The 19358-nt window shown below is 31.8% G+C and carries 18 protein-coding genes and 1 tRNA gene; 10 read left to right on the top strand and 9 right to left on the bottom strand.

Annotation, left to right across the window (positions count from 1 at the left end):
* Positions 1-49: 49 nt before the first annotated feature.
* Genes BVC87_RS22095 through panC form a run of 3 tightly spaced genes read right to left on the bottom strand, consistent with a single transcriptional unit; the run spans position 50 to position 2253 of the window.
* Positions 50-994 carry a lysylphosphatidylglycerol synthase transmembrane domain-containing protein gene (locus BVC87_RS22095; RefSeq protein WP_075344581.1) on the bottom strand — a complete coding sequence of 315 codons (945 nt, stop codon included), beginning with the start codon at positions 992-994 and terminating at the stop codon, positions 50-52.
* Positions 995-1006: 12 nt separating this feature from the next.
* Positions 1007-1357 carry an aspartate 1-decarboxylase gene (gene panD / locus BVC87_RS22090; RefSeq protein ID WP_075344580.1) on the bottom strand — a complete coding sequence of 117 codons (351 nt, stop codon included), beginning with the start codon at positions 1355-1357 and terminating at the stop codon, positions 1007-1009.
* A gap of 44 nt (positions 1358-1401) precedes the next feature.
* A complete protein-coding gene (gene panC / locus BVC87_RS22085) occupies positions 1402-2253 on the bottom strand; it encodes a pantoate--beta-alanine ligase (RefSeq protein WP_075344579.1) in 852 nt (283 codons plus the stop codon).
* Between the two features lie 95 nt (positions 2254-2348).
* On the opposite strand from panC, the gene BVC87_RS22080 reads away from it, so the two are divergent.
* Genes BVC87_RS22080 through glmS form a run of 3 tightly spaced genes read left to right on the top strand, consistent with a single transcriptional unit; the run spans position 2349 to position 6707 of the window.
* The gene (locus BVC87_RS22080) at positions 2349-3170 is read left to right on the top strand and encodes a glycogen/starch synthase (protein WP_075344578.1); all 822 of its coding nucleotides are present in this window, start codon (positions 2349-2351) and stop codon (positions 3168-3170) included.
* A gap of 24 nt (positions 3171-3194) precedes the next feature.
* Positions 3195-4832 (top strand): DUF4270 family protein, encoded by a 1638-nt coding sequence (locus BVC87_RS22075; RefSeq protein ID WP_075344577.1) that lies wholly within the window; start codon positions 3195-3197, stop codon positions 4830-4832.
* Positions 4833-4850: 18 nt separating this feature from the next.
* Positions 4851-6707: a glutamine--fructose-6-phosphate transaminase (isomerizing) gene (glmS, locus tag BVC87_RS22070; RefSeq protein WP_075344576.1), complete on the top strand. Its 1857-nt coding sequence runs from the start codon at positions 4851-4853 to the stop codon at positions 6705-6707.
* 48 nt (positions 6708-6755) lie between these two features.
* On the opposite strand, the gene BVC87_RS22065 is transcribed toward glmS, so the two are convergent.
* Both BVC87_RS22065 and prfA read right to left on the bottom strand, forming a co-directional pair.
* Positions 6756-7712 (bottom strand): endonuclease/exonuclease/phosphatase family protein, encoded by a 957-nt coding sequence (locus BVC87_RS22065; RefSeq protein WP_075344575.1) that lies wholly within the window; start codon positions 7710-7712, stop codon positions 6756-6758.
* A gap of 50 nt (positions 7713-7762) precedes the next feature.
* Positions 7763-8839, bottom strand: a complete 1077-nt coding sequence (gene prfA / locus BVC87_RS22060) for a peptide chain release factor 1 (protein WP_075344574.1) — start codon at positions 8837-8839, stop codon at positions 7763-7765.
* Positions 8840-8924: 85 nt separating this feature from the next.
* Here prfA and BVC87_RS22055 point away from each other — a divergent pair, with 85 nt between their 5' ends.
* Positions 8925-9350: a DUF6265 family protein gene (locus BVC87_RS22055; RefSeq protein ID WP_075344573.1), complete on the top strand. Its 426-nt coding sequence runs from the start codon at positions 8925-8927 to the stop codon at positions 9348-9350.
* Between the two features lie 348 nt (positions 9351-9698).
* The gene (locus BVC87_RS22050; protein ID WP_143569881.1) at positions 9699-10262 is read left to right on the top strand and encodes a YceI family protein; all 564 of its coding nucleotides are present in this window, start codon (positions 9699-9701) and stop codon (positions 10260-10262) included.
* 160 nt (positions 10263-10422) lie between these two features.
* Here the strand turns inward: BVC87_RS22050 and BVC87_RS22045 are convergent, their stop codons facing one another.
* From BVC87_RS22045 to BVC87_RS22035, 3 genes are read right to left on the bottom strand one after another with little or no spacing between them, the layout of a single operon-like run.
* The gene (locus BVC87_RS22045; RefSeq protein WP_075344571.1) at positions 10423-11601 is read right to left on the bottom strand and encodes an AIR synthase related protein; all 1179 of its coding nucleotides are present in this window, start codon (positions 11599-11601) and stop codon (positions 10423-10425) included.
* Between the two features lie 33 nt (positions 11602-11634).
* A complete protein-coding gene (locus BVC87_RS22040) occupies positions 11635-12144 on the bottom strand; it encodes a GNAT family N-acetyltransferase (protein ID WP_083629698.1) in 510 nt (169 codons plus the stop codon).
* A 10-nt stretch (positions 12145-12154) separates the two neighbouring features.
* Complete coding sequence (locus BVC87_RS22035) at positions 12155-14338, bottom strand: glutamine synthetase III family protein (protein WP_075344569.1); 2184 nt, start codon at positions 14336-14338, stop codon at positions 12155-12157.
* A 161-nt stretch (positions 14339-14499) separates the two neighbouring features.
* On the opposite strand from BVC87_RS22035, the gene BVC87_RS22030 reads away from it, so the two are divergent.
* Positions 14500-15510 carry a glutamine synthetase beta-grasp domain-containing protein gene (locus tag BVC87_RS22030; protein ID WP_075344568.1) on the top strand — a complete coding sequence of 337 codons (1011 nt, stop codon included), beginning with the start codon at positions 14500-14502 and terminating at the stop codon, positions 15508-15510.
* A 193-nt stretch (positions 15511-15703) separates the two neighbouring features.
* Here the strand turns inward: BVC87_RS22030 and BVC87_RS22025 are convergent, their stop codons facing one another.
* Positions 15704-16648 (bottom strand): calcium/sodium antiporter, encoded by a 945-nt coding sequence (locus BVC87_RS22025; protein ID WP_075344567.1) that lies wholly within the window; start codon positions 16646-16648, stop codon positions 15704-15706.
* Positions 16649-17168: 520 nt separating this feature from the next.
* Here BVC87_RS22025 and BVC87_RS22020 point away from each other — a divergent pair.
* The 4 genes from BVC87_RS22020 to BVC87_RS22005 all read left to right on the top strand — a co-directional run bounded on the left by BVC87_RS22020 (position 17169) and on the right by BVC87_RS22005 (position 19191).
* On the top strand, positions 17169-18500 hold the full coding sequence (locus BVC87_RS22020) for an SPFH domain-containing protein (protein WP_075344566.1): 1332 nt from the start codon (positions 17169-17171) through the stop codon (positions 18498-18500).
* A gap of 175 nt (positions 18501-18675) precedes the next feature.
* The gene (locus BVC87_RS22015) at positions 18676-18828 is read left to right on the top strand and encodes an SsrA-binding protein (protein WP_075344565.1); all 153 of its coding nucleotides are present in this window, start codon (positions 18676-18678) and stop codon (positions 18826-18828) included.
* Between the two features lie 17 nt (positions 18829-18845).
* A complete protein-coding gene (locus BVC87_RS22010; RefSeq protein WP_075344564.1) occupies positions 18846-19073 on the top strand; it encodes a putative signal transducing protein in 228 nt (75 codons plus the stop codon).
* Between the two features lie 44 nt (positions 19074-19117).
* Positions 19118-19191 (top strand) — tRNA-Arg (locus tag BVC87_RS22005).
* The last annotated feature ends 167 nt before the right edge of the window (positions 19192-19358 follow it).

Below are 19358 nucleotides of genomic sequence, written 5' to 3'. Positions count from 1 at the left end.
CCATTTCTTATCAACTTCTATCTTCAGTCTTCTAACTTCGGGCTTCAAACTATTTATTCTTATTGTAGATCGGTAATAGTAAAAAAGACAAGCCTCCGAAAATGATAATCATAGCCGTTTGTGCAGTCCACATAATCCAACCAAAAGCATTCGCAGGCTCTTCAGCAATATTAAACAATGCAAATGCACCTGCAACAGCTACAGGGTATAAACCAATTCCTCCGTTAGTAGCAGCAATGCTAAATCCTCCAGCAATAAATCCGACTAACACCGCTCCAAAAGGCACACTAAAACTTTCAATTGCAGGTACTGTAGCCCAAAACATAGCTACATACATCACCCAGATAAATACGGTATGAAAAATGAATGCCCATTTATTCTTCATTTTTAAAATACTCATCGCACCTTCAATTAACCCCGTAACAAAGTTTTTTATTTTTAAACCTATTCCCTTGGTTGCTCGTTTTACAAATCGTATAAATACTAGAAAACCTATTATAAGCCCTCCAAGTAAGATTAAAATTTTAGCTGGTGAAAAGTTTTTAGTCAGTAATTCATATATAAAATCAAACTGAAAAAATAGCGTAATACAAACAATTAGCAACATCATAATCAAATCTGCAATTCGTTCTGCTACAATCGTTCCAAATCCTTTTTCAAAAGGTATGTCTTCATAGGTAGTCATTACGGTTGCTCTAAAAACTTCTCCTGCTCTAGGAATCGTTAAGTTTACTAAATATGCTACCAAAACTGCCATTGTACTATTTCCAAAGTCAGGTTTGTATCCTAACGGTTCAAGCAAAAACTTCCATCGGTATGCTCTAGATAAATGGCTTAGTACGCCAAAAAATAAACCTAAAGCAATCCACCAATAATTCGCATTTTTAAAATATTGAAGTAGTGTTTCTATAGAAACTTTTGATAAAGAATACCAAACTAAAAAACCTCCCAAAGCGAGAGGTAATACTGTTTTTATTATTTTTTTTAACGACAAATTGAAGTTTTTTTATTCTAACAAATTTGTTTCTTCATTTGGAAATACGAGTTGAGGCTTAAATTTTTTAGCTTCTTCTAATTCTAAAAATCCATAAACTATTAAAATTAGCACATCTCCTTTTTGTACTCTTCTTGCTGCTGCACCGTTTAGTGTGATTTCTCCACTTTTTCTGGGTCCAGGAATGGCATAGGTTTCTAGACGCTCTCCATTATTGTTATTCACAATTTGAACTCTCTCTCCTTCTATAATTCCAGCAGCATCCATTAAATCTTCATCGATTGTAATGCTTCCTATATAATTTAAATCTGCACCAGTTACTTTAACTCGGTGTATTTTAGATTTTACAACTTGTACTAACATGTGGCAAAAATACTGTTTTTAAAGAATTTATTCTTTGTAATTTGTTAATTGTTTTTAAATCGAACATTATCTATTAGGCGGATTTCACCTGCAAAAACAGCTATAAAAGCTCTATATCTCTTTTTTGATTCAAATTCTGTCGCTGTTTGCAATGTTTTTTCATCTGCAATAATAAAATATTCGAGTTCTAAAAGTGGATGTTTTTTAAACTGCTTCCTTACCCACTCCGTTATTTCTATAACATTTTTTGTGCCAATTTTTTTTCTTGCCTTTTTTAACGTTTTATGAATAAAAGGTGCAGCTTTTCTGTGTTCTTCAGTTAATCTGGTGTTTCTTGAACTCATTGCCAATCCATCCTTCTCTCTAAAAATAGGCATCCCTTTTATTTTTACAGGAAGGTTTAACTTTTGAACTAACTTTTTTATAATTTGTAATTGTTGAAAATCTTTTTTACCAAAATAGGCTGTATTAGGCTCAACAATCTCAAATAGAGCCTTAACAATGGTACCAACCCCATCGAAATGTCCATCTCTAAATTTACCTTCCATTTGATGCTCTAATCCGTCAAAATCAAATGTTTCAGAAACTACATTATCATCATATATTTCTGACACTGAAGGAGCAAATAACACATCACAATCAATACTTTCTAATAATTCAACATCTTTCTCAAACGTTTTCGGATATTTATCCAAATCTTCCTTATTATCAAATTGAGTAGGATTAACGAAAATACTAACTACAGTAAGGTCATTTTTTTTAATTGCTCTTTCTACTAAAGATAAGTGACCTTTATGTAGAGCCCCCATAGTGGGAACAAAACCAATGGTTTTTCCTTTGTTTTTTTCCGAAGAAATATAATCTTTAAAATCAGATTTAGATTTGAATATTTTCATCAATGAATTAATTACGATGCCAGCAAAATTAGCAATTTAACAGGATATTAGCATAAAATTTCGTAGTTTTGCCGCTTTATAAAGAGTTCGATTTAATGAAGGATAAGAGAATATTGTATGTTTCTTCGGAAGTTATTCCGTATTTACCAGAAACAGAATTATCATCTACAGCGTTTAATGTTGCTAAATATGCACATTCAAAAGGGGTTCAAACACGAATTTTTATGCCTCGTTTTGGGGTTATTAACGAAAGAAGACATCAATTACACGAGGTAATCCGTCTGTCTGGTATGAACCTTATCATCAACGATATGGATATGCCATTAATCATAAAAGTTGCTTCTATACCTAAAGAAAGGATGCAAGTATATTTTATTGATAATGATGAGTATTTTAAGCGTAAAGCCATATATACTGATGAGGATGATAAACTATTTGAGGACAATGATGAAAGAATGATATTCTTTGCCAAAGGTGTTGTAGAAACTGTAAAGAAACTAAATTGGGCACCTGATATTATTCATGTTCACGGTTGGATGGCTTCTTTACTACCTATGTATCTAAAAGAATACTATAAAGAAGAACCTCTTTTTAATGAAAGTAAAATTGTTACTTCTTTATACAGCAATGAATTCCCAGGAGAATTGAATAAAAACCTTGCTGATAAAGTTAAATTTGACAAAATTGATAATGACTCTGTTTCTTTCTTAGAAACCCCTAGTCATGAAAATATACTAAAAAATGCTATCTTAAATTCTGATGCTATTATTAAAGGTAGTAGCGATTTTTCAGATGATTTAGATGAATTTATTTCAAAAAACGATATTACCATACTCAACTACCAATCTGAGGAATATTTAACTGAAGCTTATCTTGATTTTTACAAACAAAACGTTTTAGAACTTCAAGATTCTTAAAAATTTATTTAAACATATTTTAGAATGAAAAAGATTTCTTATGTAGTTCTATCTATTATCTTTTTCTCGCTTGTAATCTCATGTGAGAAAGACTTTAAAGAAATAGGTGGTAATGTAATTAGTAATAACGAATTCAATACAACTCAAATAGAGCTTGATATTACAATTACATCTGAAAATTTAGATGCTGTTAGAGCAGATAACCTAAACATTGGTTCATTTCAAAATGACATACAATATTGGTTAGGTGTATACAATAATCCAGATTATAAAACTATCAAGTCATCTTTTGTTAGTCAATTAAATCTAAGTACTGTAAATCCTAAAATAGCGGATGTTAAAAGTGCTCAAGATGAAACAGAACAAAGTAGAAAAATAGATTCTATCTATAATCTAGATGCTGTAATTTTAAAAATTCCATACACTGCAACTAACATAAGACAGTCAGGAGAGGCTTTACCTAAATTTAGATTAGATTCATTATTAGGAGACGCATCTACCCCTGTCACTTTAAATATTTTTCAAAACGATACTTTTTTAAACACATTAAATCCCAATAACCCATCAGAAGGTAATACTTTTTTGTCTAATAAAGATTATACAAAAAAAGATATGACAATGCCTTTAAATGCTGTTTTAAACTATAGCTTTTCTCCAAGTCCAAACGATACTATGTATGTGTTTTCTAGAAGCTTGGTAGATGTAAATGGGGTAAAGACAACATCTTTTAATGATACTATTAGATTAAAAAGTAGCGATGCTAGTAGTATAATAGATCCTCCAGATCCATTTTTAGCTATTCCTCTAGATTTAGATAAAATGAAAAGTTTATTCTGGGATCAGTTTAGTAGTGATAACTTTGCTAACCAAAATAACCTGAACAATTACTTCAGAGGTTTACTTATAGAAATTGATAATAATAGTAATGATGGGGCTATGGTTCCAATACAATTGGCTGGTACAACTGCTTCTGCTAGTTTAGAATTTTATCATACTGTTTCTTTATATGAAATAAAAGAGGGGGCTACTGATTTAACTTTTAAGGATACCATTCGAACTTCATTTTCTTTTCCTTTATCAGGAGTTAGGAACAGCATTTATAAGGTCCCTGCGGCTCAGAAAGAACCTCCTCCAGGTAGTTTTATCATTCAAGGTACAGCAGGAAGTATTGTCAAAATCCAAATTGACGAAGATCAGTTAAAAGCACTTAGAGATAGAGATGTATTAATAAATGATGCTTCTTTAATTTTTAATATTGATGCTTCCAGAGATACCACTCATGTTCCTCTGAGGGTATTTGCACACAGAAATGATGGTGAACACATTAAGGATAGCTACAGTGAACCAATTACATTTGGAGGTGCCTTGGAATATGACGAGGAAGTGGAACCAAGAAAACCTGTAAGTTATAGAATAAGAATCACAGATTATATTTCAGATTACATTACTGGAGAAACAAACGAAAATCCAGAATTAGTTCTGAAAGTTTTTAATAATCCAACTGATTTTTCAATAAATCCTAATACTAGAGTAGTTGATACCGAGGTTCAACCTTACAACTGGAATCCTAGGGGAATAACGTTATTTGCAGAAACCGCAAGTGATACTGAAAAAAAAGCTAAATTAGTTATATCCTTTACAGAAGAGAAAGAGAGTAACTAACCCAAAAAACCAAAAATTATGTGCGGAATAACAGGTTATATTGGAGAAAGAGAGGCTTATCCTATTGTTATTAATGGTCTTAAAAGACTAGAATATAGAGGGTATGACAGTGCAGGAATCATGATGTTCGATGGAGAAAACATGAACCTATCAAAAACCAAAGGTAAGGTATCAGACCTCGAAGTTATTACTAACTCTGATGAAACTAGAAAGGTAGGAAAAATAGGTATCGGTCATACCAGATGGGCAACACATGGTATTCCTAACAATGTGAATTCACATCCTCATTTTTCTGAATCTGGAAATTTAGTTGTTGTACATAATGGTATTATTGAGAATTATGACACCTTAAAAAAAGAATTAATTTCTAGAGGGTATACATTCCAAAGTGATACTGATACCGAAGTATTAATTAATTTAATTGAAGAAATAAAGAAAAATGAAGGCTGCAAACTAGGTAAAGCCGTTCAATTAGCTTTAACAAATGTGATAGGAGCTTATGCTATTGCTGTTTTTGATAAAACTAAACCTAATGAAATTGTTGTAGCAAGGTTAGGAAGTCCTATAGCCATAGGTATAGGAAAAAATAACGAAGAGTTTTTTGTAGCTTCAGATGCATCGCCTTTTATTGAATATACTAAAGATGCAGTATATTTAGAAGATGGTGAATTAGCAATCATCAAAAAAGGCAGAGGAATTAGAGTTAGAAAAATTGAAAATGACAAGTTAATTGACGCTAATATCCAAGAACTTAAACTAAATCTTGACCAAATAGAAAAAGGTGGATATGATCACTTTATGTTAAAGGAGATCTATGAACAACCTAAAGCAATTATAGATACTTTTAGAGGTAGAATGTTACCTGATGAGGGAATTATTAAAATGTCTGGAGTAGATGATAATTTCCCAAAGTTTTTAAATGCTGATAGAATAATCATTATTGCTTGTGGTACTTCATGGCATGCTGGATTAGTTGGAGAATATCTACTTGAAGATATGGCCAGAATTCCTGTTGAGGTAGAGTATGCATCTGAGTTTCGATATAGAAACCCTATAATTACTCCTAAGGATGTTGTTATCGCTATTTCTCAGTCTGGAGAAACTGCAGATACTCTAGCTGCAATTAAATTAGCTAAATCTAAAGGAGCTTTTGTATTTGGAGTATGTAATGTAGTAGGTTCCTCAATTGCTAGAGAAACTCATGCTGGAGCATATACTCATGCTGGTCCTGAAATTGGCGTAGCTTCTACCAAGGCTTTTACGACTCAAATAACAGTACTTTCTTTAATTGCATTAAAACTTGCTCAAGCTAAGGGTACTTTATCTAAATCTGCAGTAAATACTTATTTACAAACCATGCAGCAAATTCCAAAACAAGTTGAAGAATTGCTAAAAATTGATTCCTTAGTTCAGGAAATAGCTGATCACTATAAAGATGCTACCAACTGTTTATATTTAGGTAGAGGGTTTAATTTTCCTGTAGCTTTGGAAGGAGCTTTAAAGCTTAAAGAAATTTCTTATATCCATGCCGAAGGATACCCTGCTGCGGAAATGAAACATGGTCCAATTGCTTTAATCGATGAAAATATGCCTGTTTTTGTTATTGCAACAAGAAAAGGTCATTATGAAAAGGTAGTTAGTAATATTCAAGAAATAAAGTCAAGAAGTGGAAAAATTATAGCGATAGTTACTGAAGGCGATACTACTGTAAAAGAAATTGCAGACCATGTAATTGAAATTCCTGAAACTGAAGAGGCTTTCACTCCTTTATTAACAACAATTCCTTTACAATTACTTTCTTATCATATAGCAGTATTATTAGGGAAAAATGTAGACCAACCAAGAAACTTGGCAAAGTCTGTAACTGTGGAGTAAAAATAAACTTTATACATATTCAAAATCCAGCTTTTTAAGCTGGATTTTTTATTTTCTTTTAGTTAGAGTAATAAATATAGGAAAGTGGTCAGAAAACCCTCCTTTATACCATGGACCAATATAAGTTCTAAACGGACTGCCCTTATATTTACCTCTATGTGTTTTTAACCATCTTTTATTAAAAATTTTGGCTTCTAAAAAATCATGAATCCCAACATTCTTTTTTATGAAATTCCTTGATAAAATGATCTGATCAAACAAAAACCATTCTTTTTTAAAAGTTAAAGTACCCTGCCCTTTTCGATAGAGTTCATCCATAGGATTAAAAAAATCAGTAGTTACTAAGTGATCTTTTATACTTTCTGAAGTTGGGTTGTCATTAAAATCTCCCATAACAATGATTCTAGCCTCCTTATCATCTTCTTTAATCTTATTTATTGCTTTATGAACTGTTTCTGCAGCTTTAATTCGCTTGAATCTCGTCTCTTTCTCCCCTTCCCTTCTAGATGGCCAATGATTTACTATAATATGGACTAATTCATCATTCAAAAAACCTGAGACAACCAATACATCTCTTGAATGATCTTTTGTTCCATCATCTTCTATGAAGTCTAATTGATATTTATCTGAATTAACAGGCTGAAAAAATTGATCTCTAAATAATAAAGCTGTATCTATTCCTCTTTCATCTTTAGATTCATAATGCACATAACGATATCCATATTTTCTTAAATCTTTCTGAGCAGTTAAATCGTCTAAAACTCTAGTATTTTCTACTTCCACTAAACCCACAATCATTGGCGGTTCATTAGAAACATCTTTTCCTATTTGAGAAATAACATAGCTTATTTTCTTTAATTTTTTATAATAACGTTTGTACGTCCATTTACGTTCTCCTTTAGCCGTGAATTTATCATCATTTGTTAAAGGATCATCTATGGTATCGAATAAATTTTCAACATTGTAAAACGCTATGGTGTGAAGTTTATCTCTACTATATTTCATAAGATCACAAATATAGCAACTAAAAACGCAACCTTTGGTTGCGTTTTATTTTATATTGTTTCTCCTAATTCTTTAAGTTTAGAAGTATTTTCTGCCAACATTAATTCGTCAATAATTTTCTGAACGTCTCCATTAACAATGTTTTGTAAATCATATAACGTTAACCCAATTCTATGATCTGTAACTCTTCCTTGTGGATAATTATAGGTTCTAATTTTAGCTGATCTATCTCCTGATGTTACCATGGAACCTCTCTTGGCTGCATCTTCAGCCTGTTTTTTGGCTAATTCTAAATCATATAAACGAGAACGAAGTACTTTAAATGCTTTTTCTTTATTCTTATGCTGTGACTTTTGATCTTGACATTGTGCCACTAAACCAGTTGGTATATGTGTTAATCGTACAGCAGAATAAGTTGTGTTTACAGATTGACCTCCTGGACCAGAAGAACAGAAAAAGTCAATACGTACGTCTTTAGGATTAATCTCCACGTCAAACTCTTCCGCTTCAGGAAAAACCATACACGTTGCTGCTGAAGTATGTACTCTACCTTGTGTTTCTGTTTGTGGTACACGTTGTACTCGATGCACCCCAGCTTCAAATTTTAATGTTCCGTACACATCTTCACCTGAAACTTCAAACTGAATTTCTTTGAATCCTCCATTAGTTCCTTCACTATAATCTACAATAGACACATTCCAACCTTTTCCTTCGCAATATTTAGAATACATTCTAAACAAATCACCCGCGAATATACTTGCTTCGTCTCCTCCGGTACCTGCTCGAAGTTCCACAACTGCATTCTTAGAATCTTCAGGATCTTTAGGTATCAATAGAAACTTGATTTCCTCTTCAAGAACAGGAATTCTTTCCTTCGCTTCATCCATCTCCATTTTTGCCATTTCAACCATTTCAGCATCACTACCATCAGAAATAATTTCTTTAGCTTCTTCCATAGTGTTTAAAAGCGACTCATACTCATTCGCTTTTTTGACTACTTTACCTAAATCTTTATATTCTTTATTTAATTGAACATAACGCTTTTGATCAGAAATTATATCTGGTTGAATAATTAAATCTGATACTTCATCGAAGCGCTGTTTTACAATTTGTAATTTGTCTAGCATTATTCTTTTCGTTGGTGTGCGAATTTACGACTTTTCTTTAAATTTGTTGCACTGAAAATCAGCGTTTGAACAAAAACTAGTAGGTATGAGACACTTAATTTTACTTTTAGCCGCTTTCTCAATTTTATCTTGTAAGAAAGAAATACAAAATCCTAAGTTTTTAATTGGAAAATGGAAAAGAGTTAACGACGAACCTAGTAAATCTACCTACGAGTTTTGGAATGAAAATTACTCAGGTTTAGGTTTTACCCTTCAAAATAAAGATACTGTTTTTAGAGAAGATTTAAGTATTGTTTCTATAAATGGTGTCAAACAATTTCAAGTTACTGGCGTAAATGAAAACCCCACATTGTTTAAAATTACAGAATTGAGCAATACTTCCTTTACTTGCGAAAATCCAGATAACGATTTTCCTAAAAAAATAACATATTGGTTAGAAGAAGAAAAATTACATGCAAAAGTTGCTAATGATGAATTTGCTATTGATTTTGAATTTGAACGAATGGAATAATAGACTTCATCAAGAATAAATCCTACCAATTGTATACATATTAGCGTGAGTTCGATGTAATTTTACCTTGAATCCCTTGTAAACAAGGAAGTCTTTGCGAAGCAGTGAAACGGATGAAGCAATCTTTGTCTTATAAACGATATTTTCGTTATTAAATTAATACATTACTTCTTCACTTCACTGAGTTTCATTCATCGTAATGACGTGATCGACTGATTTACATGTTTAAAAATATATTCTTAAATCGAACTCACGTTATTAGTTTAATTTTGACACTTCTTTTGCATTCATTTGACATTTTTAACGAAGCATAGAAATAGTTTTACTCAAAATTTAAAAACTAAATCAATGAGAAAAATTAGTATTCTTTTCGTTTGTCTTTTATTCCTGATATTTCATAGTAATGCGCAGGAAAAACTACATATTAATATACCTAAAAGCACTATTAAATGGATTGGTGAGTACACTTTTAATTTCGCAGGTCATGATGGATTCATACAATTCAAAGAAGGTTACTTTATAAAAACTAATGAGGTAATTACAGGTGGAGAATTTATCATTGACATGAATTCTATGACCAATACAGACATTAAAGAAGACGAAGGAAAAGAGAGTTTAATCAATCACTTAAAAGATCCTGATTTTTTTGATGTTAAAAAATACCCTATTGCTACACTGAGTATTATTTCTGTAGAATATTTTGAAAAGCATAAAGGTAGAATGAAAGCAAACATGACAATTAAAGGAATTACAAAACCTGTAGATTTTAAAGTAGAATTTAATTATGACGAAAAAACAATGTTTGCTCGTTTTAAGATTGATAGACGTGATTGGAATGTAAGTTATAAAAGCAAGATTAAAAACGGAGCTATTTCGGATGCTATTGGATTTGAAGTAAAAATAGCCTTATAAAAAAGAGACTGTCTAAAAAGTCTATTTTTCGTCAAACTGAACTTGTTTCAGTTTCTCATTATAATTAAAAAATCAGATAGATGGGATTCTGAAATAAATTCAGAATGACGTTTTTCAATACTTTTCAGACAGCCTCTTCAATATTTTAATGACTTATTACTTAATATTCAAAAGTTCCAAACTCACTTTTTATAGTAAGTTTCTTTTCTTCTGATGTTTCTACTCTTCCTACTATTTGAGCCTCTACATTGAAAGATTTTGAGATTGAAATAATTTCATCCGCAACTTCCGAAGAAACATACAACTCCATTCTATGACCACAATTAAATACCTGATACATTTCTTTCCAATCCGTTTTTGATTGTTCTTGGATCAACTTGAATAGAGGTGGAATTTCGAACATGTTGTCTTTTATCACATGAACATTATCTACAAAATGTAAAATTTTAGTTTGCGCTCCTCCTGAACAGTGTACCATTCCATGTATGGCATCCGAAGTATATTTTGATAAAATCTCTTTTATAATTGGCGCATAAGTTCTTGTTGGTGATAACACTAATTTACCGGCATCAATTGGCGAGTTATCTACCTCATCTGTTAACTTTACATTTCCAGAATACACTAAATCCGAAGGTACAGCTGCATCAAAACTTTCAGGATATTTGCTTGTTAAATAGTTATTAAAAACATCATGACGAGCAGAAGTCAATCCGTTACTTCCCATTCCTCCATTGTATTCTTTTTCGTAAGTAGCTTGACCAAAAGATGCCAATCCAACAATTACATCTCCAGGCTTTATGTTTGCATTATCGATTACATCAGCTCTTTTCATTCGAGCAGTAACTGTAGAATCAACAATAATAGTTCTTACTAAATCACCAACATCTGCTGTTTCTCCACCAGTAGAATGAATCGTAACTCCGAACGCTGCCAATTCTTTAATCAACTGTTCCGTACCATTAATGATTGCAGAAATAACTTCTCCAGGAATTAAATTTTTATTTCTTCCAATAGTTGAAGAAAGCATAATATTATCTGTAGCCCCTACACACAATAAATCATCAATATTCATGATTAACGCATCTTGTGCAATTCCTTTCCATACTGAAATATCACCAGTTTCTTTCCAGTACATGTATGCTAAGGAAGATTTTGTTCCTGCTCCATCAGCATGCATAATTAAACAATGCTCATCATCATTAGTTAAATAATCAGGAACTATTTTACAAAAGGCCTTAGGAAATAACCCCTTGTCAATATTTTTAATAGCATTATGAACATCTTCTTTTGAAGCGGAAACACCTCTTTGCGCGTATCTTTTAGAAACTTCTTGACTCATTAATATTGTGTTGTTGTTGGCTGCAAAATTACTTTAAAACACTAGACTATCAAAGTAATTCACATCTTTACTTCTTCTTTCATAGATAACTGTATCTCTCCAAACACCATTTAACTCAGCTATTTTCTCTCGATACCCTATTTTTCTGAATCCGTATTTCTCATGAAGTTTAATACTTCCTATATTTTCAGGAAACATACTTGAGTATAATGACCATATATTATTTTCTCCAGATGATTCTATTAATTTTTGCATAAGCATGCTACCTATACCCTTCCCTGTTGAGGATAATTTTATGTAAACACTAACTTCAGCTACTCCCCTATATTCATACCTATCAGAAACAGGAGTTAAAGCACACCAACCTAACACCTCAAAATCATTATCTACAACAACAAAACGAGAATGCTTATGACATTTAGTACTCCATGATTCCCAAGTGGGAACAGTTTTTCTAAATGTGGCATTATACGTTTCAATTCCTTCCTTATAAATTAACGCTACATCTGGCCAGTGCTCTTTAGTTAACGGTGATACTTTCAAACTACTTTTACTATTTATTGAATAGCAACTCTCTATATTTAGTTAATGGCCATAAATTATCATCAACTAACAATTCTAATTTATCTACATGATAACGAATATCTTCCAAGAATGGTTTTACCTTATTACAATACGCATCTGCATTCTCCTGACCATTTAACTTATTTGCTTTCTTTCGTTCTTCTGTCATGTCTTCAATCATAGAGTTAATTTCAGCAATATGGTTCGATATTCTTTTAATTAAGTCTATTTGTTCTGAGGCATATTTTCCAAAATCTTTACCAAAGATTTCTTTCAATCCTTTTACATTCTCTATTAATGTATTTTGATATTGGATAGCTGTAGGTATGACATGATTTCTAGAAATATCTCCTAACACTCTACTTTCTATTTGTATTCTTTTAGCGTATTCCTCTAGCTTGATTTCGTGACGCGCTTCTACTTCTACACTATTCATCACTTTCATTTCTTCAAAAAGAGCAATACTTTTCTTCGCTATTTTTATTTTTAATGCTTCTGGAGTAGTTTTATGATTACTTAAACCTCTCTTTTTTGCTTCCTTCTCCCAAGCTTCCCCGTAGCCATCTCCTTCAAATCGAATACTCTTAGATGCCTTAATATATTCTCTTAATACATTAAATATTGCTTCATCTTTCTTTAATCCTTTTTCCTCTATCAAAGTGTCAACTTCAACTTTAAAATCTTTGAGTTGCTTTGCTATAATAGTATTTAAAACTGTCATAGGCCCAGCGCAATTAGACCAAGATCCAACAGCTCTTAATTCAAATTTATTTCCTGTAAAAGCAAAAGGAGATGTTCTATTTCTATCTGTATTATCCAGTAGAATCTCAGGAATTTTCCCAACAATATTCAACTTAAGATCTGTTTTTTCTTGAGGAGACAGTTTTCCTTTGGTTACATTTTCTAAATCATCTAACACTTGTGATAACTGCGATCCAATAAATACAGAAATAATAGCTGGCGGCGCTTCATTAGCCCCTAACCTATGATCGTTACTTGCACTAGCTATTGACGCTCTAATTAACTCTTCATAATCATGAACAGCTTTTATCGTATTTACAAAAAAGGTTAAAAACTGTAAGCTTTTCATTGGTGTTTTTCCAGGACTTAAAAGATTCACTCCTGTATCTGTACTTAAACTCCAATTATTATGTTTTCCTGATCCATTTATTCCTTTGAAGGGTTTTTCATGAAATAACACTTTAAAGTTATGACGTTGCGATACCTTTTCCATAACATCCATAAGTAATGAATTGTGGTCTACTGCTAAATTAGCTTCTTCAAAAATTGGTGCTATTTCAAATTGATTAGGTGCTACTTCATTATGTCTAGTTTTTACTGGAATTCCCAAAACCATACATTCTTGTTCTAAATCACGCATAAAATTCATGATTCTTGTAGGTATGGATCCGAAATAATGATCTTCTAATTGTTGACCTTTTGCTGATGCGTGACCTAGAAGTGTTCTCCCTGTCATCATAATATCAGGTCTGGATGCCGCTAATGCTTTATCAATTAAAAAATACTCCTGCTCCCAACCCAAAGTAGCATTTACTTTACTTACATTTTTATCAAAGTACTTACATACTGCAGTAGCAGATTCATCTATAGCCTGTAAAGCCCTTAATAGAGGGGCTTTATTATCTAACGCTTCGCCTGTGTAAGCAACAAATACTGTAGGAATACATAAGGTAGCCCCATAAATAAAGGCCGGAGAAGTTGGGTCCCAAGCAGTGTAACCTCTGGCTTCAAACGTATTTCTTATACCTCCATTTGGAAAAGAAGAAGCATCTGGCTCTTGTTGGACCAATTTTCCACCATCAAAAAGTTCAATAACTGCACCATCTTCCGTGATCTCAAAAAAGGCATCATGTTTTTCAGCAGTAGCACCTGTTAAAGGTTGAAACCAATGTGTATAATGAGTAGCTCCCCTAGCCAATGCCCATTCTTTCATACTCACAGCTATTTGATCAGCTATCTTTCTATCTATCTTGTGCCCAAACTCAATAGCATCTTTAACACTTTTATAGGCTTCTCTAGTCATATATTGAAGCATAGCTTTATCATTAAAAACATGCTTCGCAAATAATTCTGATCTCTTATTGACTTCATCAATAGGCAATGATTTCCTATTTAAAACCTCTTGTAATGCATTAAATCGTATTGTCGCCATCATTATTTTTTTACAAAAATAGTTTAATACCCTATAAAAAAACAGGTATTATGTTTAAAATTATAACATTTTTAAATTTTACCCCTATAAAATTTGGGGGTAAATGAAAAAATATTGATTTTTGTCTAGAAACTATACAAACGATATTAAAATAATATATCATGGCTAAATCAAAATTAGAATACATTTGGTTGGATGGATATTTTCCAACACAAAACATGCGTAGTAAAACTAAAGTTGAAGACGATTTTAGTGGTAAATTAGAAGATTGTCCTATTTGGTCTTTTGATGGGTCTTCAACAAAACAAGCCGAAGGTGGTTCATCTGATTGTTTATTGAAACCTGTTGCGATCTACCCAGATCCAGCTCGTAGAGATGCATACTTAGTAATGACTGAGGTTTTAAATGCGGACGGAACTCCACACCCAACTAACGCACGTGCAAAGATTGATGATGAAGATAATGACTTCTGGTTTGGTTTTGAGCAAGAGTATTTTATTATGGATACTGAAACTCAATTGCCTTTAGGTTTCCCTATTGGTGGTTATCCAGGTCCTCAAGGAATGTATTACTGTTCTGTTGGTGGAAAAAACACTCACGGTAGAGATTTAGTTGAAAGACACGCTGACTTATGTATAGATGCTGGATTAAATTTTGAAGGTATTAACCAAGAGGTGGCTTCTGGACAATGGGAATTTCAAATTTTTGCTAAAGGAGCAAAAGCTGCTGGTGATCAAATTTGGGTAGCTCGTTATTTATTAGATAGATTAACTGAAGATTACGGATACTATATTGAATATCATCCAAAACCAATTAAAGGTGACTGGAATGGTTCAGGAATGCACGCGAACTTCTCTAACACGTTATTAAGAACTTGTGGAAGTAAAGAAACTTACGAAAAAGTTTGTGAGGCATTTAGACCAGTTGCTAAAGATCACATTGCAGTTTATGGTGAGTTTAACGATCAACGTTTAACAGGATTACATGAAACTGCATCTATTAACGATTTTAGTTATGGTGTTTCTGATAGAGGTGCATCTATCCGTATTCCAATTATTACTGTTGAGAAAGGATGGAAAGGATGGTTAGAAGATCGTCGTCCAGCTTCTAATGCTGATCCATATAAAGTAGCAGGAATTATTGTAAAGACTGTAAAAAGTGCTGATATTTAAAAATTAGTCATAAAACATATTAAAAGCTCACAAAGTATTTGTGAGCTTTTTTGTTTTAGATCATATCGTTTTATACTATACCTATAATTACTACAGTAAAAGTCCTCACAGGTTTTAAAAACCTATGAGGACTTTTTTTGTATTATGCTTTTTGTTTCCGAAAAATAACAACATTAAAAATCCAAATAATCTCTTATATAAAAGCTAAATAAATAAAAGCTAAATACGCTAAGAACAGTATTCCTCCCTTTACCCTAGTTAAAACAAACTTTTTAGGTAAAAATGCTAATGGTAGAATAACCAGAGCAAAAGATAACATCCAGAAAATATCTCTACTTAATATTTGAGGTTCAGTAATTGGAATGGTTTTAATCATTGAAGTTAAGCCTAATACTGAGGCAATATTAAAAATATTAGATCCAATTAGGTTACCTAATGAAATTGCCTTTTCTCCTTTAATAACTGCAATCATTGAAGCTGCAAGTTCTGGAACGCTTGTACCTATAGCAATCATTGTAATAGAAATTACACCTTCACTTACTCCGACACTTTTCGCTAAAGATTTAGCTCCATTTACTAATAAATCAGAACCAAAATACAGTGCTACTGCACCTAACAATAACCAAATAAAAATTTTGCCATAACCAGTTGTTGCCAATTTTTCATCTACTTCATCATCATCTTCGCTAGTTTTATCTTTAGCTGATCTGATTAAAACAATCAAGAAAACTACTAATCCTAAAAACAGGCTTAATCCTTCAACATTGGTAAGTTGATTATCATTTTGTAAGAAATAATAAATTGCTAAAGAGAAAATCATCATTACAGGCCAATTTAGCTTGTAAAAATCTTTATCGACTACAATTGGCCCCACTAATGCAGTAACTCCTAATACTAAACCGATATTCGCAATATTAGATCCAATCACATTATTAATTGCAATTGCTGGAGAACCGTCTAATGCCGCCTGAAGGCTTACTAATAATTCTGGGGCTGAAGTAGCAAATGACACTACTGTCATACCAATTACCATTTTAGATATATTTAATTTAAAAGAAAGTCCTACTGAAGCTTTCACCAAAAAGTCTCCACCAAAAATCAACAATACTAATCCTAAAATTATATATAGAATATCCATTTAACAGTTTTTTTGTATTGCGAATATAGGAATTATAACTCCAAAAAAATCTTGATTTTTCCCTCTTAAAATCAAAAAATATACCTCGTTATTTTTCATCTAATTTTTTAATCGGCAAAATGGATTTATTAAAAACGGTATAAAAAAAGACTATTTATCCTTTGCTTTTGAAACTCGACTAAAAAAAGCCCTTTATTTTATAACAGAAAAGAATATAAAATGAAAATAAATATTTCAATTTAGAACTTAAAACAAGAAATAAAAGTTTCATATTAAAACAATTTTAACTTTTTTAACTTCATATGTAAATTCAAATTTACAAAATCATTTTAAAAAGTTTGTAGATCATATTTCAATCCTCATATATTGGCTAAACAATTTCGAAATTGAACTAATTACTAACATTAAAACCACTAAAAAATGATTCTTTACTTTTTAAAATTTATGACCACTCTTATTGAGCTTATGTCAGATTTTATTCAGGCAATATTTTAAGGATAACTATTAAAACTATATTACTATGCTAACATTTTTCGGAATTGTATTAATCTTATTAGGATTGACTTCCATTATTATAAAACCATTCGTTACAAGTATTAAAAATCTTGAATGGTTAACTACTCAAAAAAGTACCATTGCAATAGTTGTCGGTGTACTAATGAGTATAACCTCAGGAATATTCTTTTATGCAGAACCAGGTACAGCTTATGCCGTACAATATCCATGGGGAGGGCAAAAGGCGGTATTCCAACAAGGTTTAAAAACTAAAATGTGGGGACGATTAATTCCCATACAATTTGAAATTCCTGTTAAATATGTTATTCCTAACACAAAAGGACAGGTAGGTGACCAAAGTAAATATGCTTATGTAGATAAATCTCGTCAATGGGAGTTTAATGACGCTGTTAAAGGTAAAATAGCTACCTCTATTGTGATAAGTATAGATATTTCAGATGAAAAGCAATTTTTATCTGTTGCTGATAGAAATAAAACAGAGAAAAATTTAATTCGATCTAGAATTATACCCAATATAGATCAATCGATTAAAAACACCTGTAAGCTTATGGCCGCACAAGATTATATCTCTGGACAAGCTGCAGATTTCGATAGATATTTCCAAGATCAATTAGAAAATGGAATGTATGTTTTAGAAGAGTATGTTGAAAATCAAAAACCAGAAATTATTGGCGACAGCACTGTAACTAGAACTATTCCAAACAAAGAATCTCGTCAGAAAAGATTTCGCATTAAAATGAAGGATGGAAATCCTGTTCGAGTAAGAGGTAATTCTTTAAAATCTTATGGTCTAACCGTGGTACAAGCCGTAGTTACTGAAATTGATTGGGAAGAAACTTTTGATAATAGATTACAATTACAAAAAGAAGAAGTTGCACAAACACAATTAGAAAAACAACAAGCAGAAAGAGAATTTTATCGTGCACAAAAGGAAAAAGCAAAAGGAGAAGCAGAAAAAGCAAAAGAAAGAGCTCGATTAGAAAAAGCACAAATACAACAAACTATTGCTGCCGAAACAGAAGCTAAAGTTGCTGAGTTTAACTTAATAAAAGAGAAAAAACAATATGAAGTTGAACAGTTTAAAGCAAAAAGTAAAAAATTAGCTGCAGACGCACAAGCCTATGAAAATCAAAAATTGGTAAGTGCAGGACTTACGCCACAAGAAAAAGCTGAATGGGAATTTAAAACTGCAGTGGGAGTTGCTAAAGAGTTAAAGGATTTAAGATTACCAACAACTTATATCGAAGGAAGTTCTGGTACAAAAAACAGTGGGAATTTGCTACAATCTTTAATTGGCGCTGAGTTAGCTAAGAAGATGATTGAAAAGAAAAAGTGAAAAGTGAAAAGTGAAAAGTGAAAAGTGAAAAGTGAAAAGTGAAAAGTGAAAAGTGAAAAGTGAAAAGTGAAAAGTGAAAAGTGAAAAGTGAAAAGTGGGTAAAATATGTGGCGGGCAGTAATCTCGCCACTTTTTTGTATTAATTTTTCATTATATTTGATTAAACCCTTATACAGTGAAAAAGCAACTCTTTAAAGTTTTAGCACGATTGAACAAAACTGTTTTACCATCATTCACAAAAAAACAGTTGGATATTTCTAAAGCTTCAAAATTCCAGTTAGCAATAATTGGTTGGCGAGCTTTTGTAACAATGAATTCTTTAGATTAAACTAAAACCTCAATCTTATGGGTAATTTTATTAAAATTTATTCTGGTACCTCTATACTATCAAATCGTCTGGCTTCATTATTAAATGATGCTACCATAAATACCATTGTCAAAGACAATCAAGAATCAGGTAGATTAGCCGGGTTTGGCACATTAGGAAAGTCAGTAGATATCTTAATTAACGATACTGATTTAGAGGAAGCAAAAAAAATAGTTGAAGAATTTCAAAAAGAAGTTTCTGAATAATTTTTTGATTCGAAAATTTGGATTATATTTGCATCCGCTAAAAAGGCCTCGTAGCATAACTGAATAGTGCACTTGATTACGGCTCAAGAGGTTGCAGGTTTGAATCCTGCCGAGGTCACAATAAAAAACCTAACTCAAATGAGTTAGGTTTTTTTATTTTAATATAAAATAGTAATACCAAACTTAAAAAGAGGTATATTTTTATTTAATCTTTTTCTACAAACTCTTTTTAGACATAAAAAAAAGCAGCTTTTCACAAAGCTGCTTTTGGTTAAAACAATCCCC

This window comes from Tenacibaculum agarivorans, from assembly GCF_001936575.1.
GTDB classification, from domain to species: Bacteria; Bacteroidota; Bacteroidia; order Flavobacteriales; family Flavobacteriaceae; genus Polaribacter; species Polaribacter agarivorans.
Note: the sequence above shows the minus strand (reverse complement) of the source record. Positions and strands in the feature narration are given on the sequence as shown.

Excerpts from the sequence above, each read along its gene's own strand:
- BVC87_RS22080 (WP_075344578.1), top strand. The coding sequence starts at position 2,349 with ATGAAGGATAAGAGAATATTGTATGTTTCTTCGGAAGTTATTCCGTAT.
- BVC87_RS22035 (WP_075344569.1), bottom strand. The coding sequence starts at position 14,338 with ATGGCGACAATACGATTTAATGCATTACAAGAGGTTTTAAATAGGAAA.
- BVC87_RS22020 (WP_075344566.1), top strand. The coding sequence starts at position 17,169 with ATGCTAACATTTTTCGGAATTGTATTAATCTTATTAGGATTGACTTCC.
- panC (WP_075344579.1), bottom strand. The coding sequence starts at position 2,253 with ATGAAAATATTCAAATCTAAATCTGATTTTAAAGATTATATTTCTTCG.
- panD (WP_075344580.1), bottom strand. The coding sequence starts at position 1,357 with ATGTTAGTACAAGTTGTAAAATCTAAAATACACCGAGTTAAAGTAACT.
- BVC87_RS22055 (WP_075344573.1), top strand. The coding sequence starts at position 8,925 with ATGAGACACTTAATTTTACTTTTAGCCGCTTTCTCAATTTTATCTTGT.
- BVC87_RS22050 (WP_143569881.1), top strand. The coding sequence starts at position 9,699 with ATGAGAAAAATTAGTATTCTTTTCGTTTGTCTTTTATTCCTGATATTT.
- BVC87_RS22010 (WP_075344564.1), top strand. The coding sequence starts at position 18,846 with ATGGGTAATTTTATTAAAATTTATTCTGGTACCTCTATACTATCAAAT.
- BVC87_RS22065 (WP_075344575.1), bottom strand. The coding sequence starts at position 7,712 with ATGAAATATAGTAGAGATAAACTTCACACCATAGCGTTTTACAATGTT.
- BVC87_RS22075 (WP_075344577.1), top strand. The coding sequence starts at position 3,195 with ATGAAAAAGATTTCTTATGTAGTTCTATCTATTATCTTTTTCTCGCTT.
- prfA (WP_075344574.1), bottom strand. The coding sequence starts at position 8,839 with ATGCTAGACAAATTACAAATTGTAAAACAGCGCTTCGATGAAGTATCA.
- BVC87_RS22045 (WP_075344571.1), bottom strand. The coding sequence starts at position 11,601 with ATGAGTCAAGAAGTTTCTAAAAGATACGCGCAAAGAGGTGTTTCCGCT.
- BVC87_RS22025 (WP_075344567.1), bottom strand. The coding sequence starts at position 16,648 with ATGGATATTCTATATATAATTTTAGGATTAGTATTGTTGATTTTTGGT.
- BVC87_RS22030 (WP_075344568.1), top strand. The coding sequence starts at position 14,500 with ATGGCTAAATCAAAATTAGAATACATTTGGTTGGATGGATATTTTCCA.
- glmS (WP_075344576.1), top strand. The coding sequence starts at position 4,851 with ATGTGCGGAATAACAGGTTATATTGGAGAAAGAGAGGCTTATCCTATT.